Source organism: Micromonospora sp. DT47 (assembly GCF_049844475.1).
In the GTDB taxonomy this organism is placed as follows: domain Bacteria; phylum Actinomycetota; class Actinomycetes; order Mycobacteriales; family Micromonosporaceae; genus Micromonospora.
Genome location: NZ_JBNCLC010000003.1, coordinates 21199 through 38298, shown reverse-complemented (window position 1 = coordinate 38298; position 17100 = coordinate 21199). Strand labels below are relative to the sequence as shown.

At 74.7% G+C, this 17100-nt stretch carries 19 protein-coding genes; 10 read left to right on the top strand and 9 right to left on the bottom strand.

Features of this window, described 5'->3' with window-relative positions:
* The first annotated feature begins 147 nt into the window (after nucleotides 1–147).
* Both ACLQ2U_RS05200 and ACLQ2U_RS05195 read left to right on the top strand, forming a co-directional pair.
* Nucleotides 148–774: a LysE family transporter gene (locus ACLQ2U_RS05200; protein ID WP_425749381.1), complete on the top strand. Its 627-nt coding sequence runs from the start codon at nucleotides 148–150 to the stop codon at nucleotides 772–774.
* Nucleotides 775–826: 52 nt separating this feature from the next.
* A complete protein-coding gene (locus tag ACLQ2U_RS05195; RefSeq protein ID WP_425749380.1) occupies nucleotides 827–1492 on the top strand; it encodes an acVLRF1 family peptidyl-tRNA hydrolase in 666 nt (221 codons plus the stop codon).
* Nucleotides 1493–1652: 160 nt separating this feature from the next.
* Here ACLQ2U_RS05195 and ypfJ read toward each other — a convergent pair whose 3' ends face one another.
* On the bottom strand, nucleotides 1653–2567 hold the full coding sequence (gene ypfJ / locus ACLQ2U_RS05190) for a KPN_02809 family neutral zinc metallopeptidase (RefSeq protein WP_425749730.1): 915 nt from the start codon (nucleotides 2565–2567) through the stop codon (nucleotides 1653–1655).
* Between the two features lie 247 nt (nucleotides 2568–2814).
* On the opposite strand from ypfJ, the gene ACLQ2U_RS05185 reads away from it, so the two are divergent.
* Nucleotides 2815–4419: an ABC-F family ATP-binding cassette domain-containing protein gene (locus ACLQ2U_RS05185; protein WP_425749379.1), complete on the top strand. Its 1605-nt coding sequence runs from the start codon at nucleotides 2815–2817 to the stop codon at nucleotides 4417–4419.
* A gap of 136 nt (nucleotides 4420–4555) precedes the next feature.
* Here ACLQ2U_RS05185 and ACLQ2U_RS05180 read toward each other — a convergent pair whose 3' ends face one another.
* On the bottom strand, nucleotides 4556–5158 hold the full coding sequence (locus ACLQ2U_RS05180; protein WP_425749378.1) for a cadmium resistance transporter: 603 nt from the start codon (nucleotides 5156–5158) through the stop codon (nucleotides 4556–4558).
* A 219-nt stretch (nucleotides 5159–5377) separates the two neighbouring features.
* Between ACLQ2U_RS05180 and ACLQ2U_RS05175 the strand changes: the two genes are divergently transcribed.
* The 3 genes from ACLQ2U_RS05175 (at nucleotide 5378) to ACLQ2U_RS05165 (ending at nucleotide 8511) form a co-directional block, all read left to right on the top strand.
* Nucleotides 5378–5605: a helix-turn-helix domain-containing protein gene (locus ACLQ2U_RS05175; protein ID WP_007462679.1), complete on the top strand. Its 228-nt coding sequence runs from the start codon at nucleotides 5378–5380 to the stop codon at nucleotides 5603–5605.
* A gap of 46 nt (nucleotides 5606–5651) precedes the next feature.
* Nucleotides 5652–6419 (top strand): enoyl-CoA hydratase/isomerase family protein, encoded by a 768-nt coding sequence (locus ACLQ2U_RS05170; RefSeq protein WP_425749377.1) that lies wholly within the window; start codon nucleotides 5652–5654, stop codon nucleotides 6417–6419.
* 112 nt (nucleotides 6420–6531) lie between these two features.
* Nucleotides 6532–8511 carry an ABC transporter ATP-binding protein gene (locus ACLQ2U_RS05165; RefSeq protein ID WP_425749729.1) on the top strand — a complete coding sequence of 660 codons (1980 nt, stop codon included), beginning with the start codon at nucleotides 6532–6534 and terminating at the stop codon, nucleotides 8509–8511.
* Here the strand turns inward: ACLQ2U_RS05165 and mug are convergent.
* From mug to ACLQ2U_RS05135, 6 genes are all read right to left on the bottom strand, one after another.
* Nucleotides 8508–9137 carry a G/U mismatch-specific DNA glycosylase gene (mug, locus tag ACLQ2U_RS05160; RefSeq protein WP_425749376.1) on the bottom strand — a complete coding sequence of 210 codons (630 nt, stop codon included), beginning with the start codon at nucleotides 9135–9137 and terminating at the stop codon, nucleotides 8508–8510. The two genes, ACLQ2U_RS05165 and mug, sit on opposite strands and share 4 nt — an antisense overlap.
* On the bottom strand, nucleotides 9134–9895 hold the full coding sequence (locus ACLQ2U_RS05155) for an SDR family oxidoreductase (protein WP_425749375.1): 762 nt from the start codon (nucleotides 9893–9895) through the stop codon (nucleotides 9134–9136). Before ACLQ2U_RS05155 ends, mug begins: the two co-directional genes overlap by 4 nt.
* Before the next feature lie 80 nt (nucleotides 9896–9975).
* On the bottom strand, nucleotides 9976–10467 hold the full coding sequence (locus tag ACLQ2U_RS05150) for a hypothetical protein (protein WP_425749374.1): 492 nt from the start codon (nucleotides 10465–10467) through the stop codon (nucleotides 9976–9978).
* The gene (locus tag ACLQ2U_RS05145; protein ID WP_425749373.1) at nucleotides 10464–11282 is read right to left on the bottom strand and encodes a DUF692 domain-containing protein; all 819 of its coding nucleotides are present in this window, start codon (nucleotides 11280–11282) and stop codon (nucleotides 10464–10466) included. Before ACLQ2U_RS05145 ends, ACLQ2U_RS05150 begins: the two co-directional genes overlap by 4 nt.
* Nucleotides 11279–12202, bottom strand: coding sequence for a TIGR04222 domain-containing membrane protein (locus tag ACLQ2U_RS05140; protein WP_425749372.1), 924 nt, complete (start codon nucleotides 12200–12202; stop codon nucleotides 11279–11281). The genes ACLQ2U_RS05145 and ACLQ2U_RS05140 overlap by 4 nt, the downstream gene beginning before the upstream one ends.
* A 101-nt stretch (nucleotides 12203–12303) precedes the next feature.
* Nucleotides 12304–12876, bottom strand: a complete 573-nt coding sequence (locus tag ACLQ2U_RS05135; RefSeq protein ID WP_425749371.1) for a TetR/AcrR family transcriptional regulator — start codon at nucleotides 12874–12876, stop codon at nucleotides 12304–12306.
* Nucleotides 12877–12981: 105 nt separating this feature from the next.
* Here ACLQ2U_RS05135 and ACLQ2U_RS05130 point away from each other — a divergent pair, with 105 nt between their 5' ends.
* The 3 genes from ACLQ2U_RS05130 (at nucleotide 12982) to ACLQ2U_RS05120 (ending at nucleotide 15729) form a co-directional block, all read left to right on the top strand.
* Nucleotides 12982–13854: a carbon-nitrogen hydrolase family protein gene (locus ACLQ2U_RS05130; RefSeq protein ID WP_425749370.1), complete on the top strand. Its 873-nt coding sequence runs from the start codon at nucleotides 12982–12984 to the stop codon at nucleotides 13852–13854.
* A gap of 61 nt (nucleotides 13855–13915) precedes the next feature.
* The gene (locus ACLQ2U_RS05125; RefSeq protein ID WP_425749369.1) at nucleotides 13916–14560 is read left to right on the top strand and encodes an HAD family hydrolase; all 645 of its coding nucleotides are present in this window, start codon (nucleotides 13916–13918) and stop codon (nucleotides 14558–14560) included.
* 236 nt (nucleotides 14561–14796) lie between these two features.
* Nucleotides 14797–15729 (top strand): serine protein kinase RIO, encoded by a 933-nt coding sequence (locus ACLQ2U_RS05120; RefSeq protein WP_425749368.1) that lies wholly within the window; start codon nucleotides 14797–14799, stop codon nucleotides 15727–15729.
* Nucleotides 15730–15792: 63 nt separating this feature from the next.
* Here the strand turns inward: ACLQ2U_RS05120 and ACLQ2U_RS05115 are convergent, their stop codons facing one another.
* Nucleotides 15793–16041: a DUF2630 family protein gene (locus tag ACLQ2U_RS05115; RefSeq protein WP_425749367.1), complete on the bottom strand. Its 249-nt coding sequence runs from the start codon at nucleotides 16039–16041 to the stop codon at nucleotides 15793–15795.
* A gap of 84 nt (nucleotides 16042–16125) precedes the next feature.
* On the opposite strand from ACLQ2U_RS05115, the gene ACLQ2U_RS05110 reads away from it, so the two are divergent.
* On the top strand, nucleotides 16126–17046 hold the full coding sequence (locus tag ACLQ2U_RS05110; protein WP_425749366.1) for a GNAT family N-acetyltransferase: 921 nt from the start codon (nucleotides 16126–16128) through the stop codon (nucleotides 17044–17046).
* Nucleotides 17047–17100 lie beyond the last annotated feature (54 nt).

The following is a 17100-nucleotide window of genomic DNA, read 5'->3' as shown; positions in this document are numbered from 1 at the left end:
GGACAAATCGCTGGCGCCCGGGCGTCGGCCCGGCCAGGATGACGGCGTGATCGAGGCGTACCCGAAGCAGCTCCCTGTCCGCGCGGCCACCGCCGCGCGCCGACAGCGGACCGCGCCGGTGCCGGCCTCGACCCGTCACCGACCCTCGTGAGCGGGGCGTTCCTCGCCGGCCTGGTGGCCGGCTACGGCGTCGCCGTCCCGGTCGGCGCGATCGCGGTGCTCATCCTCGGGCTCAGCGCCCGTACCTCGTTCCGGGTCGGCGCGGCCGGGGCGCTCGGCGTCGCCACCGCCGACGGCCTCTACGCGGCCGTGGCGGTGCTCGGCGGGGCCGCGGTGGCCGGCCTGGTCGCCCCGTTGGCCGGGCCGCTGCGGGTGGCGGCGGCCGTGGTGCTGCTCGCCCTCGCCGCGTACGGCGCGTGGCGGGCGCTGCGGCCGCGGGCCGCGACATCCGTGCCGGGCGCCGGGCGGGGGATGGACACGCCCACCCGGGCGTACGCCGGCGTGCTGGCGTTGACCCTGCTCAACCCGGCCACCGTGGTCTACTTCGCGGCGCTGGTCCTCGGCCGGGGTGACGCCGCCGGCGCCGACCCGGTGGCCGCCGCGCTCTTCGTGCTCGGCGCCTTCCTCGCCTCGGCGAGCTGGCAGCTGCTGATCGCCGGCGGCGGCACCCTGGTCGGGCGGGTGCTGGCCGGCCCGCGCGGCCGGCTGGTGACGGCGCTGCTCTCCAGCGCGATCATCGCCGCGCTCGCCGTCGCCGTCCTGATGCAGGGCTGATCCGGGCCGCCCGGCCGGCCCGATGCCGTCCGCCGTGCCGTACGGTCGGATCATGAGCAGCCGACCCGCAGCCGGCGGCGGCCGGTGGGTCGAGGTCGACCCCGGCCGGGTCGCCCGCTGGGTCGAGGGCTTCGCCGACCGGCACGGCCCGCCCACCAGCACCGTCCAGGAGTACGGCCTGCTGCTGGCCGCCCCCGACGGCGCGACCGCCGAGCTGCACACCCCGCCCGGCGCCTCGCGGGCCTCCGACGTACCTGGCCTCGTGGCCGCGGCGGCCGCGCCGCGCCGGATCGGCCTGCTGCTGGCCCGCAAGGGCGCGGTGGCGGTCGGCGTGGCGGCGGGGGAGGAGCTGGTGGTCTCCAAGGTGGACACCCGGTACGTGCAGGGCCGGACCGCGGCGGGCGGCTGGTCCCAGCAGCGCTTCGCCCGGCGGCGGGACAACCAGGCGAAGGCGGCGCTCGGCGACGCGACCGAGCTGGCCGTCCGGCTGCTGCTGCCCGAGGCGTCGACGCTGGCCACGCTGGTCTGCGGCGGTGACCGGCGGGCGGTGGACATCGTGCTCGAAGACCGGCGCCTCGCCCCGCTCGCGGCGCTGCGCGCCGAGCGGCTGCTCGACGTGCCCGAGCCCCGGCACGCCGTGCTGGTCGGCGCGATCGCCGCCGCCCGCGCGGTACGCATCCTCGTCCGCGACCCGGAGGTGCCCGCCTCGGCGGGGTGAGTGCCGGTCCCGGCCACCGCGCCGGGGCCGGACCGTCCCGCCACCTCCGGGGAACGACGAGTCGACCGCGACGGGCCCGGCCGCCGTCGACCCGGAATACGGAACGGCGGCCGGCGGGCTCTCGCCCACCGGCCGCCGTGGGACGGTCGCGGAACGACGGTCAGAGGCTGCCGCCGAAGGTGTCGCAGGACTTCGGGTCACCGGTGGAGTAGCCCTTGGTGAACCACTGCTTGCGCTGCTCCGAGGTGCCGTGGGTGAACTCGTCCGGGTTCACCGGCCGGCCCGAGCGCTTGGAGATCGCGTCGTCGCCGATCTTCTCGGCGGTGTCGATCGCCTGCGCGATGTCCTGCTCGGTGATGCTGGTGAAGATCTTCTGGCCGCCCTCGTCGGCGGTGCCGGTGGCGTTCTTCGCCCAGGCGCCGGCGTAGCAGTCGGCCTGCAGCTCCAGCTTGACCGACAGCGCGTTGGCGTTGTCCGGGTCGCGCTGCTGCTGGCGGCGCATCTGCGCCTCGGTGCCGAGCAGGTCCTGCACGTGGTGGCCGTACTCGTGGGCCAGCACGTACGGCTGGGCGAACTCGCCCTCGGCGCCGAGCTGGTCGGCGAGCAGCTTGTAGAAGCTGAGGTCGATGTAGACCTGGTCGTCGGCCGGGCAGTAGAACGGCCCGACGCCCGAGTCGGCCTGGCCGCAGCCGGTGTTCACCCCCTGGTTGAAGAAGACCGTCTTGGAGGGCTGGTACTGGTCGCCGAACTTCTCCGGCATCGCGCTACGCCAGTACGCCTGGATCGAGTTGACGTAGAGGGTGTTGCGGCAGTCGAGCTGCTGGAGCGCGTCGTCGGCCGAGCACTTCTGCTCCAGCGAGGTGTTGTCCCCCTGCTCGGACCCGCCGCCGCCGTTCATCGCGTTCAGCCCGAAGCCGCCGCCGACCAGGGCGACCAGCACCGCGATGATGATGCCGACGATCCCCCCGCGACCGCCGCCGATCGGGATGGGTATGCCCATCCCGCCGCCTCCGCCGGACCCTCGCCGATCGTCGACCTGACTGGTGTCGACCCGCGCGTTCTCGTTCAGCTCCATGTTGACCCCGATCACCGATTCATCACGTTTTGGTGGTTGCAGTACCGGACCGGGTCCGGACGGCGGAATCGGTACCCGATGATCTTGCTTGGTAATCCGGGCGGGGCGCGGAATGCGGCCCGGTACACTTGCCGAGTGCTGCTCTGCGAAGGCTGAACCGCCCCGCGCCGACGGTCCATCGGACCCGCCGGCCGTTTCGCGTGCCCTGAGTCAGCCCTTCCAGACCCCGAGAGCGAGTTTCCCCGACATGATCACTGCCACCGGCATGGAGTTGCGCGCCGGCGCCCGGATCCTGCTGTCCGACACCACCCTGCGGGTGCAGCCGGGCGACCGGATCGGCCTGGTCGGCCGCAACGGCGCTGGCAAGACCACGACCCTGAAGGTGCTGGCTGGCGAGGGGCAGCCGTACGGGGGGCAGATCGACCGGCGTAGCGCGATCGGCTACCTGCCGCAGGACCCGCGTACCGGCGACCTGGAGGTCACCGGGCGGGACCGGGTGCTCTCCGCCCGCGGCCTGGACGTGCTGATGGCTCAGATGAAGGAGATCGAGGAGCAGCTCGCCGACGGCGTTGACGACAAGCTGGTCCGCCGCTACGGCGCGCTGGAGGACCAGTTCGCCTCCCTCGGCGGGTACGCGGCCGAGGCCGAGGCGGCCCGGATCTGCGCCAACCTGGGCCTGCCCGACCGGGCTCTCGCCCAGACCATCGGCACCCTCTCCGGCGGTCAGCGCCGCCGCGTCGAGCTGGCCCGGATCCTGTTCCGGGACGCCGGTGAGAACGGCGGCGGCATCCTGCTGCTCGACGAGCCCACCAACCACCTCGACGCCGACTCGATCACCTGGCTGCGCGGCTTCCTCGCCAACCACAAGGGCGGCCTGATCGTGATCTCCCACGACGGCGCGCTGCTGCAGTCGGTGGTCAACAAGGTCTGGTTCCTCGACGCCACCCGCTCCGTGGTCGACGTCTACAACCTGGGCTGGAAGGCGTACCTCGAGGCGCGGGAGACCGACGAGCGGCGCCGCCGCCGGGAGCGGGCCAACGCCGAGAAGAAGGCCGGCGCCCTGATGGCCCAGGCCGACAAGATGCGGGCCAAGGCCACCAAGACCGTCGCCGCGCAGAACATGGCCCGCCGCGCCGAGAAGCTGATCTCCGGGCTGGACGAGGTCCGGGTCGCCGACAAGGTGGCCAAGGTCCGCTTCCCGAGCCCGGCGCCGTGCGGCAAGACCCCGCTCACCGCGACCGGACTGTCCAAGTCGTACGGATCGCTGGAGATCTTCACCGACGTCAACGTGGCGGTGGACCGCGGTTCCCGGGTCGCCATCCTCGGGCTCAACGGCGCCGGCAAGACCACCTTGCTGCGGATGCTCGGCGGTTTGCTCCAGCCGGACACCGGCGAGGTGCACGCCGGGCACGGCCTGCGGCTGGGCTACTACGCCCAGGAGCACGAGACGCTGGACGTCGACCGCACGGTGCTGGAGAACATGCGGGCCGCCGCCATCGAGCAGACCGACACCGACCTGCGCAAGATCCTCGGCGCGTTCCTCTTCTCCGGCGACGACGTGGCCAAGCCGGCCGGGGTGCTCTCCGGTGGCGAGAAGACCCGGCTGGCGCTGGCCACCCTGGTCTGCTCCGGGGCAAACGTGCTGCTGCTGGACGAGCCGACGAACAACCTCGACCCGGTCAGCCGGGAGCAGGTGCTCGACGCGATCGCCCGCTACCCGGGCGCGATCGTGCTGGTCACCCACGACCCGGGGGCCGTGCTCGCGCTCAAGCCGGACCGGGCGATCCTGCTCCCCGACGGCGACGAGGACGCCTGGAGCGACGACCTGCTCGAACTCGTCGAGCTGGCCTGACCGAGGCGGCTTGGCCTTCCCCGGCACCGAGACGCCGCGGCCTTCCCCGGCCGACGGTGCGTGGTGATCGACTCCACGTCGCCGAAACGCGGTCGCGCGAGCGGGGGTCTCCGGGCGGGGGAGCAGGGTCGGCGGGTCAGCCGGCCAGGTCGGCGAGGCGGCCGAGGACGCCGGAGCTGACCAGGATCACCACGCCGATGGCGATGAAGATGGTCGGGACCAGCCAGTGGCCCGCGCGGCCGACCAGCCGGACCACCCGGGGGTGGCCGCCGAGCAGCGCGGCGGCCGCACACCAGACCGCGACCAGCGCGGCGAACACCAGCAGGAACACCAGCCCGGTGGCCGGTTCCAGGGTGCGGAACACCGGGACGTATACGGCGATGTTGTCGGCGCCGTTGGCGACGGTCACCCCGGTCACCCCGAGCAGGCTGCCGACCACGACCGGCGGTTCGTCGTCGTCGGAGCGGGCGAGCAGCGCCCGGACGCCGAGCGCGATCGGCAGCAGGCCGAGCAGGCCGGTCCACGGGTCGGGGACGACCAGCAGCCCGGCGGCGACCACGACGCTTGCCGCCACCAGCGCGCCGATGCCCAGGTACTGCCCGGCCACGACGTGCCACGGGCGGGGCCGGCCGGTGCTGCGGGCCGCGACGAAGAGCACGGTGAGCACCACGATGTCGTCCAGGTTGGTCGCGGCGAAGACCAGCGCCGCGCCGCCCGCGCTCCCCGGCAGGTCCGTCACGGCAGGCAGGGTACGGGGTCCGGTCCGACCCGCCGGCGGTGACGGTCGCAGGCGTCGGCGTCGGCATCTCAGCCGGTTGGAAGGATCACTCTATCGGGAAGCTGACACTGCATAGCGTGTCGGTTGGCGAAGAGTTGATATCTGGCGCATGATCGTTCGAGGCGGTCTAATAGGTGGGACCGTATCCGAACCGCACAGTCTGGGACGTGAGGAATCAGCATGGCAGCCACTGGCACAGCCACCAGCACTGAGAAGGGTCGCCGGATCGTCGGAGCCGAGCGTCAGACGCTCGCCAAGGACCTGGTAAAGCGGTACACCTCGGGTGAGAGCATCCGGGCGCTCGCGGCCTCGACCGGCCGTTCCTACGGATTCATCCACCGGGTGCTCACCGAATCCGGGGTGCAGCTGCGGCAGCGCGGTGGCGCCCGGCGCCGCAAGAAGGCGTGATCCGCCCGCCAGCGTCGTCCATCAGCGTCGTGCCCCGGGCGGACCGGTGACCGCCGAGACGACCGGGGTACGCCTCGACTGCGACGGGCCGGTCGCGACGGTGACGTTGTGCCGGCCCGACGTGCTCAACGCACAGACCCCGGCGATGTGGCGCGCGATGAGCGACTTCTCCCGGGACCTGCCCGGCGACGTACGCGTCGTCGTGGTGCGCGGCGAGGGGCGGGCCTTCTCCGCCGGCCTCGACCTGTCGGTGGCCGGCGCGTCCGGGCCGGGTTCCTTCGCCGAGCTGGCGACCCTGCCCGAGCAGGAGTGCGCGGACCGGATCGCGGAGTTCCAGGCCGGCTTCACCTGGCTGCACCGCCCGGACGTGATCTCGGTGGCCGCCGTCCAGGGCCACGCGATCGGCGCCGGCTTCCAACTGGCCCTCGCCTGCGATCTGCGGGTGCTCGCCGAGGACGCCAAGTTCTCCATGGCCGAGGTGACCCTCGGTCTGGTCCCCGACCTGGCCGGTACCCGGCGCCTGGTCGAGCTGGTCGGCTACTCGCGGGCGCTGGAGATCTGCGCGACCGGCCGGCGGATGGACGCCGCCGAGGCGGACCGGATCGGGCTGGCCACGCTGGTGGTGCCGAACGCCGAGCTGGACGGCGCGGTCCGTGACCTGACCGCCGGGTTGCTGGCCGCCAACCGGGACGCGGTGGTGGAGATCAAGGCGCTGATCGCCGGTGCCGTCACCCGGTCGCACGCCGAGCAGCAGCGCGCCGAGCGGGAGGCGCAGACCCGCCGCCTGCGCGATCTCGCCGGGCGGGGAGAATAGTAAGGACCGTTCGGGAAGATCCAGGTTACTGCCGAGGTTGTCGTAGTCGTCGGGAGAATTGACCCGACGATGCGCGCTGCCCACGACCCGGAGGTGACCGATGTCCAACCCGATGCACGGTGGCGGCATGGTCGGGTGGAGCATGCTCCGGTCGATGCGCAGCCGCGACGAGGTCTCCGCGCACCAGCTCAACCGGGGCACCGCACGCCGGATCGTCGCCTTCGCGCGGCCGTACCGGCGGGACATCGTGGTCTTCCTGGTCACCGTGGTGATCGCGGCGATCATCGGCGTCGCCACCCCGGTGCTCGCCGGCGACGTGATCAACACCATCACCCGGGGCGGCCCGGACGCCGGCGGGATGGTGGTCCGGCTGGCGCTGGTGATCGCCGCCCTGGCGGTCGCCGACGCGCTCTTCTCGCTGGCCCAGCGGTGGTACTCGGCCCGCATCGGTGAGGGGATCATCCTCGACCTGCGCACCCGGGTCTACGACCACGTCCAGCGGATGCCGCTGCAGTTCTTCACCCGCACCCAGACCGGCGCCCTGGTCAGCCGGCTCAACAACGACGTGATGGGCGCCCAGCGGGCGTTCACCTCCACCCTGTCCGGGGTGGTCAGCAACGTCATCCAGTTGGTGCTCACCGCCGGGGTGATGTTCACCCTCTCCTGGCAGATCACCACGCTGTCGCTGATCATGCTGCCGATCTTCATCATCCCGGCCCGTCGGGTCGGCAAGCGGCTGGCCGAGATCACCCGCGAGTCCTACAACCTCGACGCCAAGATGAACGCGACGATGACCGAGCGGTTCGGCGTGGCCGGGGCACTGCTGGTCAAGCTCTTCGGCGCGCCGGAGGTGGAGGCCCGCCGGTTCGCCGGGCGGGCCGAGCGGGTGCGCGACATCGGCATCCAGTCCGCCATGTACTCCCGCACCTTCTTCGTGGCGATGCTGCTGGTCGCCTCGCTGGCCCAGGCGCTCACCTACGGGCTCGGCGGCTGGCTGGCGGTCACCGGCGGGGCCAGCGCCGGCACGGTGGTGACCCTCGCGCTGCTGCTCACCCGCCTCTACGGTCCACTGACCGCGCTCTCCAACGTCCGGGTGGACGTGATGAGCGCGCTGGTCTCCTTCGACCGGGTCTTCGAGGTGCTCGACCTGCGCCCGGGCATCGAGGAGAAGCCGGACGCGGTCCCGGTGCCGCGCGGTGCCGCCCGGGTCGAGTTCCGCGACGTCCGGTTCCGCTACCCGGCCGCCGCCGAGGTGTCGCTGGCCTCGCTGGAGGACGTCGCCACCCTGGACCGTACGGCCAACGAGCCGGTGCTCAAGGGCGTCTCGTTCACCGTCGAGCCGGGCCAGATGGTGGCCCTGGTCGGCCCCTCCGGCGCCGGCAAGTCGACGCTGTCCATGCTGATCTCCCGGATCTACGACGTCACCGACGGCGAGGTGCGCGTCGGCGGGGTCGACGTCCGGGACGCCACGCTCGCCTCGCTGCGTGACGAGATCGGCGTGGTCACCCAGGATTCGCACCTGTTCCACGAGACGATCGCCGAGAACCTCCGCTACGCCAGACCGGACGCCACCGACGACGAGATCTGGGCCGCGCTGGCCGGCGCGCAGATCGCCGACCTGGTCCGCTCCCTGCCGGACGGGCTGGAGACCATGGTCGGCGAGCGCGGCTACCGCTTCTCCGGCGGCGAGAAGCAGCGCATCGCGATCGCCCGGGTGCTGCTCAAGGCGCCGTCGATCGTGATCCTCGACGAGGCGACCGCCCACCTCGACTCGGAGAGCGAGGCCGCGGTGCAGCGGGCGCTGGCGGTGGCGCTGACCGGGCGTACCGCGCTGGTGATCGCGCACCGGCTCTCCACGGTCCGCGACGCCGACCAGATCCTGGTCCTCGACGACGGCCGGATCGTGGAGCGCGGCCGGCACGACGAGCTGGTCGCCGTGGGCGGCCTCTACGCCGAGCTGTACCGGACCCAGTTCGCCGTCGCCGACTCGCCCACCCCGTACGCGGACGCGGACGAGTCCGAGCTGGTGATCACCACGGTGCCGCTGGGCACGTACGTCGCCCAGGAGGCGCTGCCGCCGGCCGCGAACTAACCGGCGGCGGCCGCCCGCAGCTCGGCGAAGGCGGCGCCGAGCGTCTCCGGGGTGAAGTGCGCGTTCAGCCCGCTCGGGTTGGGCAGCACCCAGAGCCGGGCGCCGGCCAGCGCCTCCGGCTGCGGGCCGAAGCCGGCCTTCGGCCGGGCGAACCCGATCCGGTACGCGGTCACCCCGACCACCGCCACCCAGGCCGGCCGGTACCGGGCCACCTTGCCGGCGAGCATCTCCGCGCCGGCCACCAGCTCGGCGGCGGTCAGCTCGTCGGCCCGGGCGCTGGCCCGCGCCACCATGTTGGTGATGCCCAGGCCGTACCCGGGCAGCAGGTCCTGCTCGTCGGGGCGCAGCTGGCGCGGGGTGAAGCCGCCCCGGTGCAGCGCCGGCCAGAACCGGTTGCCCGGCCGGGCGAAGTGCCGGCCGGTCGCCGCCGACCAGAGCCCCGGGTTGATGCCGACGAAGAGCACGTCCAGCCCGGGCGCGATGACGTCCGGGATGGTCCGGTCGGCCGCCGCGGCCAGCTCCTCCCGGGTCGGCCGCCCGGCCCGGCCACCGGTTCGCCGCCCTCGGCTGGGCGTTCGGTCGCCCGCCGGGTCCGGGTTTGCCGGGGACCGGCGGTCCGGCGTCACAGGCCGCGCAGCGCGCCGCCGTCGACCGGCACGGTCACCCCGGTGACGTAGCCGGCGGCGGGGGAGAGCAGGAACGCGGCCACCCGGCCGAACTCGGCCGGGTCGCCGACGCGGCGCAGCGGGATGCCGGCCTCCGCCTCGGTCCGGGCCGCCTCGGCGTCCCCGGTGGCGGCGAAGAGCTCGCGGTTGCGGTCGGTCATGATCCGACCGGGCAGCAGGCCGAGCACCCGCACGCCTCGAGGGCCGTACTCGTCGGCCATGTCCTTGGCCACCCCGGCGAGGCCGGGCCGCAGGCCGTTGGAGATGCCGAGGCCGGGCACCGGGCTGCGGGCCGAGGTGGAGAGCACCAGCCCGATCGCCCCGCCGTCGGTGAGCGCGGCGGCCACCGCACGGGCCATCCGTACGCTGCCGAGGAAGACCGTCTCGAAGGACTGCCGCCACTGCTCGTCGGTCACCCCGGCCGCGGTGCCCCGGGGCGGGCCACCGACCGAGATCAGCGCGCCGTCGAGCCGGCCGAAGTGCTCCCGGGCCGCCGCCACCAGCCGCTCCGGGGTGGCCGGGTCGGCCAGGTCGGCGGTGAGGCCGATGGCGTGCGCCGGGCCGCCCAGCCGTTCGACCGCCCCGGCCACCCGCTCCGGGGCCCGGGCCGAGACGACCACCCGGGCGCCGTCGGCGACCAGGCACTCGGCGGTGGCGAAACCCAACCCGCGGGAGGCGCCGGTCAACACATACACCCGGTCGGTGAGTCCGAGATCCATGGCACCGATCCTGCCGTACGGGCGTACCGGCCGCACGGGCCGGGCCTGTACGGGCGTACCGGCCGCACGGACCGGGGGGTTCAGCGGCGGGCGGGGCGCAGCAGGCGTACCCGACCGGCGAGCTGGACCGCGACGGCGCCGCCGGCGCGGGCCACGGCCGGCAGCCGGCGCGGTCGCGGCGGATCCTGTCCGTCGTAGCGGCTGCCCGCCTCGCGGACGGCCAGCTCCTCGGCACCCAGCGGGGGCAGCGCGTGCCGCTCGCGCAGGGCGCGGGCCAGGTCCCAGCCGTCGCGCAGTGATCCGGCGGTGGGACGGCCCGCCGCCCAGCCGCGGAAGGTGTCCCACCAGGCGTCGCCGAGGCCGGCGGCGAGCAGCGGCCAGTGCCGGGCCACGTCGCCGGCCCGCTTGCGCAGCAGCGCGGCCCGGGCGGCGTCCACCGGCTCCGCCGCGAAGCCGGGCGGCGGCGGGGCGCCGGCGACCAGCGCCGCCACCAGCTCGGCCTGCCGGGTCGCCAGGTCGGCGCGCGCCGCCGCGGCGCCGGGCGCGGCGTCGCGGCCGGCCGGCCCGCTCACGTGACCACCGGGAACCCGGAGGCGGCGGCGAGGGCGTCCAGCTCGGCGCGGAGCGCCGGGGCGGGCGGGTAGTGGCCGTCGCGTTCCAGCAGCAGCGCGGGCGGCCGGTGCCGGGCGCAGAGCGCCTCCACCAGGTCGAGCACCTCCGGTGGCACCGGGTCGGTGTGCGTGTCGTGGTAGAAGCCGCCGTGCTCGGCGCCGCCGGCCACGTGCACGTACGCGACGCGGTCCAGCGGCAGCCGGTCCAGCAGGGCGAGCGGGTCGCCGCCCCGGTTACGGGCGTTGGCGTGCACGTTGGCGATGTCGAGCAGCAGTTCCGCCCCGGTGGCGTCCAGGATCTCGGTGAGGAAGTCCGCCTCGTCCAGCTCGTCGTCCGGCCAGTCGAAGAGCGCCGCGATCGGCTCCAGTGCCAGCGGCACGGGCAGCTCGGCCTGAGCCCGCCGGACGTTCGCCACCACCGCCGCGACCGCCTCCCGGCTGCGGGGCAGCGGCAGCAGGTGACCGGCCTCCAGGCCGCCGGCCCGGACGAACGCGATGTGCTCGCTGACCAGCGGTGCCCCGACCAGCTCGGCCACGGCGGCCAGGTGGGCCACCCGGGCCGGGTCGACCGGTTCCGCGCCGCCGAGGGAGAGCTTCACCCCGTGCGGTACGACGGTGACGTCGCGCCCGCGCAGCGCGGCCAGCCCCGGCGGGATCGGGCCGGCCGGGGAGAGCATCTCGGCCACCACCTCGACGAAGCGCAGCCCGGGCAGCTCGGCGACGAAGCCGGAGATCTCCGGCCGCCAGCCGATGCCCACCCCGGTCGGCGCGGTCATCCGCCGCACCCGCCTCCGCCGCACCCGCCTCCGCCGCCGCAGGAGCTGCCGCTGCTGCAGGACGAGCCGCCTCCGCCGCTGGAGCTGCCGCCGGAGCTCCAGCCTGCGCCGCCGCTGCTGTTCAACGCCTGCCGCTGGATCTCCGCCTGCTCGGCGAAGCCGGGGTCGAGCGCCCAGAGCGAGGCGGTGCCGTAGAGCGCCACGCCCATCGCCGCACCGGCCGCGCCGTAGGTGGCGTACGCGGGGGCGGAGGCGGGGGAGAGGTGCACGTTGCGCTGTCGCAGGCCGCCTAGCGCGGTGTCGGCGGCCCGGGTCCGCCGGGGCACCCGGACGAGCAGCGCGGACCCGACGCCGAGCGGGATCAGGGTGAGCACCAGCCAGCCGACCGGGCGGTCGTTGGTCAGGCCGGCGAAGAGCCGCAGCATGCCCAGCACCAGCAGGGCGAACAGCACCATGGTGCCGCGCCGCAGGCTTCGGCGGGTGTCCGCGTCGAGCAGCAGTCCGCGCCGCTCCAGGCCCTGCCGCAGCTCGTCCAGGGCGCGCACCACCCACTCGTCCCGGCGCAGCTCGCGAGCCGGGAGCTGGCGGCCGGCCGCGTGGTGGATCGCCTGGTCCAGTGGGGTGACCCCGGCCGGCAGCGGGCCGCCGGTGGTGAGCCGCCGGTCGGGGCGGACCCCGACCGCGCCGGCGCCGCGCAGGCCACCCAGCGCGGACCAGACGGCCAGCTGGTCGCCGCCGTTGAGGTAGGCGACCTGCTGGGGGCCGAGCTGGTCGACGCCGGGGCTGTCCGGGCCGGCCAGCACGCTGCGGCGGTGCAGCACCGTACCGACCAGGGCCACGACGGCCGCCGCCAGGTAGAGCTTGAGGAAGGTCGGGCCGGGGACACCCCAGGTGTCGCCGGTTGCGGCCAGCGGGATCATCGAGGGCTCCTCTCGGGAGGGGGCAAGCCCATTGTGGAGCCGCCCCGCCACGGGCCGGTCGCCGTGCGGGTCGAGTTACCAAGCCGAGACGTGCCGGGCGGTCAACGCCGGCGGACGGCCTCCTCGACCAGGTCCAGCACCGGCCCCAGGTCACCGGCGGGACGCCCCATCGCCAGGTGCAGCACCAGGCCGTCGTACGCCAGCTCCAGGAACTGGGCCAGCACGTCGATCGGGACGTCCTCGCGGAGCACCCCGGCCTCCCGCTGCCGGATGAGCCGCTCCCGCGTGGCCTCGGCGATCGCGGCGGAGCGTTCGGCCCAGCGCCGGGCGAAGGCCGGGTCGGTGCGCAGCCGGCGGGAGACCTCCAGCTGGCTGCCCAGCCAGCCGGTGGTGTCCGGGGAGATGGCCCGGGCCAGCAGGTCCCGCATGACCTGGACCAGACCGTTTCGGGCCACGGTCTCCACCATGGCCGCGGCATCGTCCTCGGCCACCGCGAGGAAGAGCGAGTCCTTGTCCCGGAAGTGGTGGAAGATGGCGCCCCGGGACAACCCGGTGGCATCCTCCAGCCGGCGGACGGTGGCTCCCTCGTAGCCGTGCCGGGCGAAACACGCCCGCGCGGCGGCGAGGATCTCCTGGCGGCGCGCGTCGAGCTGGTCCTGACTTACTCTGGGCACGGGTCGATCGTTCCAGCTGACGCTCCGTTACGCAAACCGTACGTACGGCTTGGGATCGTGGCGTCGCCGGAGGGGTCGGGTCGGTGGTCCGGTTAGGATCGCCGGGTGACGACGCCCCCGGTCGCTTCCACACCCCTTCCCTCCGTCCCGTTGACCGTCGCCGCCGTGCAGGCCGAGCCGGCCCCCGGTGACCTGTCGGGCAACGCGGTGACCGCCGCCCGGCTGGTCCGCCGGGCCACCGGGCACGGTGCCCGGATCGCCGTCCTGCCGGAGCTCTTCCTGCCGGCGTACCACCCGCCGACGCTGGCCGGCGACCCGGCCGGCACCGACGTCGCCGCCACCGACGACGGCGCGGTCGCCGACCCGCGGCTCGACCCGCTGCGGGCCGCCGCCCGCGACGGCGGCGCGACCGTGGTGGTCGGCGCGGCGGTCCGCCACCCGGACGGCCGACGGACCATCTCCTCGCTGGTCGTCGACCCGACCGGCGCGGTCCGGGTCGGGTACGACAAGCAGCAGCTCTGGAACGGCGAGCGGGAGCTGTTCAGCCCGGGCCGGCGCGGCGCCACGCTGCTGGTTGACGACTGGCGGTTCGGCCTCGGCATCTGCTACGACGGCTGCTTCCCGGAACACGCCCGGGCCGCCGCGGCCGACGGCGCGCACGGCTACCTCTGCCCGAGCGGCTACCTCGCCGGATCGACGCACCGCCGGGACCTCTACTATGCCGCCCGGGCCCTGGACAACACCGTGTACGTGGTCTTCGCCAACGCGGTCGACGGCGCGGAACCCTGGCGGTTCAACGGCGGCGCGGCCGTCTACGACCCCGAGGGACGCCCGCTGGCGCGCGGCGCCGACACCGGCGAGGACGTACTGGTCGCCACCCTCGACCCGGCCGTGCTGGCGGACACCCGCGCGGCGCACACCATGCTCGCCGACCGCCCCGACGACCAGGGACTCCCCCGAACGGCGTTGCATGCCTGACGGACGTCGGCCGGCCGCTCAGCCCTGTCGACGGCGAATCCCACTCCCGTAAGGTGCCCGAGTGCCGCTGCTGCTGCTCGACCTGGACAACACCCTGCTCGACCGGGCGGGGCCGTTCCGTGTCTGGGGCGAGCGGTTCCTGGACAACATCGGCGCTCCGCACACCGACATCGACTGGCTGCTCTCCATCGACGCGGACGGGCTCACCGACCGGTGGGACGTCGCGGACGCCATCCGGGACCGGTACCGGTTGCGTATCCCCTCGATCGACCTGGTCGAGGAGCTGCACGACGGGGTGGTCGAGAACACCCGGCTGGATCCCCTGGTCGCCTGCGCGCTGCGGATCGCCGACAACGCCGGCTGGGTGCCGGTGGTGGTCAGCAACGGCAGCGTCCGCCAGCAGGACGCCAAGATCAGGCGTACCGGCCTGGACCGGTACGTCGCCGACTGGGTGATCTCGGAGGAGGCGGAGGTCAGCAAGCCCAACCCGCGCATCTTCGCGCTCGCCGCCCAGCGGACCCGGATGCCGCTGCGCGGTGCCTGGGTGGTGGGGGACAGCCCGGAGGCGGACATCGGCGGGGCCGCCGCGGTCGGCCTGCCCAGCGTCTGGCTGCACCGCGGCCGGACCTGGTCGGACAGCCGGTTCGCGCCGACCCGGACGGTCGACTCGCTGATCGCGGCGGTCGCCACCGTGCTCGGCGGCTGAGCCGCCGCGCGGCGCGGAGCGCGCGGTGCCGGGCGTCCCGGACCGGGCGCGGCCCCGACCCCCGCGGAGCAGCCGCGTAATTCGGTTGACCCCGGATCGGGGTGCCCACCAGCATGGGGGCCGCGCGGACGCGCAGCCGGGCGGCGCCCGGTCGAGGAGAGGAGGTCGGTCATGGCCGTCTTTGCAGGGTCGTTCCACCTGCCTCCATCAGCCTCGATCAAGGGATCACCACTTCCGTGCGCGAACACGACCTCCCGGCGCCGCAGCGCCGTGGCCGCGGCAAGGGCCGCTTCGACGACGACGAACCACAGTTCCTGAGGCGCGGCCGGGTCACCGAGCCCGCCCTCGCCGAACCCGACGAACCCGCCACCGACGCGGAGGACCGCTGGTCCTCCTGGGACGAGGCGGTGCACGGGCCCGAACCCCACCCCGACTGGCTGGTGACCGAGCTGGCCGCCCGGGACACCGAGCTCGGCGTGCTCAAGACCGGCAAGGAGGCGGACGTCCACCTCGTCCGCCGGGCGGTGCCCGACACCGACCGCTCCTGCCTGCTGGCCGTCAAGCGCTACCGGGACGCCCAGCACCGGCTCTTCCACCGCGACGCCGGCTACCTGGAGGGGCGTCGGGTCCGCCGCTCCCGGGAGAACCGGGCGATGGCCGGCCGGACCGCCTTCGGCCGGCAGATGATCGCCGGCCAGTGGGCCGCGGCGGAGTTCGCCGCGCTGGCCCGGCTCTGGGAGATCGGCGCGGCCTCCGGCCGGATCGCCGTGCCGTACCCGGTGCAGCTGATCGGCACCGAGCTGATGCTGGAGTTCGTCGGCGACCCCGACGAGGGCGCCGCCGCGCCCCGGTTGGCGCAGCTGCGCCCCGAGGCGGCCGAGCTGCGCTCGCTCTGGGACCAGCTGGTCGACGCCCTGGTGGTGCTGGCCCGCGCCGGTTACGCCCATGGCGACCTGTCCCCGTACAACCTGCTGGTGCACGCCGGCCGGCTCGTCATGATCGACCTGCCGCAGGTGGTGGACATGGTGGCCAACCCGCAGGGGCCGGAGTTCCTGGCCCGGGACGTCCGGGTGGTGGCCACCTGGTTCGTCGCGCGCGGACTGCCGCCCGACCAGGCCGACCCGGCCGAGCTGACCGGGCTGCTGCTGCGCGAGGCCGGCATCGGCTGAGCCGACGACGCCCCGGGCGGTCGCCGTGACCGCCCGGGGCGCGCGCCGATCGCCCGGTGGGCGTTACTGCAGGTAGCGCTCGACCTCGGGGAGGGGCCGCTCGCCCTGCGCGTCCGGGTCGCCGTGGGCCTGTCGGGCCGCCCGGCGGCGACGGAGCAGGTCCCAGCACTGGTCGAGGGACTCCTCCAGGGCGCGCAGCCGCTCCTTGGCCTCATCGTCGGTGCCGGACTCGTTGGCCTGGGCCGCCGCCCGGAGTCGGTGCTCCTCGTCGACCAGCTCGTTGATCCGGTTCAGGATGGTCTCGTCGTCCATGCCCCTGAGCCTGGCACAGGGGGCCCGGGCGCGCCCGGATTCACCGCCCCCGGAGCGCCGCGCCCTGCGGTAGGTTGCCCACCCGTGACCCCCACCGTGCGTCCGCTGCGCCCCGCCGACACCGCCGCCGTGGCCGGCGTACTGGCCGCGGCGGCCCCATACCAGGTGATCAGCGCCGGGTGGCTCGACTGGCACACCGTCGCCGCGCCGGCCGCCGAGCACTTCGGCGTGCTGGTCGCCGAGTCCGACGGCCGGGTGGTCGGGGCCGCGCTGACCGGCCTGCTGCATGAGAGCGCGGATCCCGGGCTGGCCTTCGCCAACGTGACCGTGCACCCCGACCGGCGGGGCAGGGGCGCGGGCGCCGCGCTGGCCGCCGCCGCCGAGCGGCGGCTCGCCGCGCTCGGCGCCCGGGTCGCGTACGCCAAGGTGGCCGAGGACCCGGCGAGCACGGCCTTCGCCGAGCGGCACGGCTACCGGCGCGGGCGCCGCGCCGAGCACCTCGGCCTGGACCTGGCCGGCGCCGACCTGCCCGAGCCGCCGCCCCCACCGCCCGGGGTACGGCTGCTCGCCGCGACCGCCCTCGCCGACCCGTACCCGCTCTACCGGGCGGACCTGGACGCCTCCCGGGACGAGCCGGGCGAGGCGACGATGGACGAGATCAGCTACGCCGACTGGCGGACCGCCTACTGGGACCGCCCCGACCTGGACCGGCAGCTCACCACGCTGGCCATGGTGGACGCGACGGTGGTGTCGTTCACCGTCGCCCTGACCGACGGGCGGGAGCGGTACCGCTCCGGGATGACCGGCACCCGCCGCTCCCACCGCGGCCGGGGGCTGGCCGGCCTGGTCAAGCTGGCGGCCCTGCGCCAGGCCCGGGAGGCCGGCTTCCGGTACGCCATGACCAGCAACGACGCCGGCAACGAGGCGATGCGGGCGATCAACCACCGGCTCGGCTATCGGCTGGTGGGCGCCGAGTGGCGGTACCACCGCGACCTCGACGGCTGACCTCCCCGCCCTCCCGCTGCCATGATCAGGAAAGGTTGAGTGATCGTGGCGGAG

Coding starts and splice junctions, on each gene's coding strand:
- ACLQ2U_RS05195 (WP_425749380.1), top strand. CDS start 827: ATGAGCAGCCGACCCGCAGCCGGCGGCGGCCGGTGGGTCGAGGTCGAC.
- ypfJ (WP_425749730.1), bottom strand. CDS start 2,567: ATGGAGCTGAACGAGAACGCGCGGGTCGACACCAGTCAGGTCGACGAT.
- ACLQ2U_RS05185 (WP_425749379.1), top strand. CDS start 2,815: ATGATCACTGCCACCGGCATGGAGTTGCGCGCCGGCGCCCGGATCCTG.
- ACLQ2U_RS05175 (WP_007462679.1), top strand. CDS start 5,378: ATGGCAGCCACTGGCACAGCCACCAGCACTGAGAAGGGTCGCCGGATC.
- ACLQ2U_RS05165 (WP_425749729.1), top strand. CDS start 6,532: ATGCACGGTGGCGGCATGGTCGGGTGGAGCATGCTCCGGTCGATGCGC.
- ACLQ2U_RS05155 (WP_425749375.1), bottom strand. CDS start 9,895: ATGGATCTCGGACTCACCGACCGGGTGTATGTGTTGACCGGCGCCTCC.
- ACLQ2U_RS05145 (WP_425749373.1), bottom strand. CDS start 11,282: ATGACCGCGCCGACCGGGGTGGGCATCGGCTGGCGGCCGGAGATCTCC.
- ACLQ2U_RS05140 (WP_425749372.1), bottom strand. CDS start 12,202: ATGATCCCGCTGGCCGCAACCGGCGACACCTGGGGTGTCCCCGGCCCG.
- ACLQ2U_RS05115 (WP_425749367.1), bottom strand. CDS start 16,041: ATGGACGACGAGACCATCCTGAACCGGATCAACGAGCTGGTCGACGAG.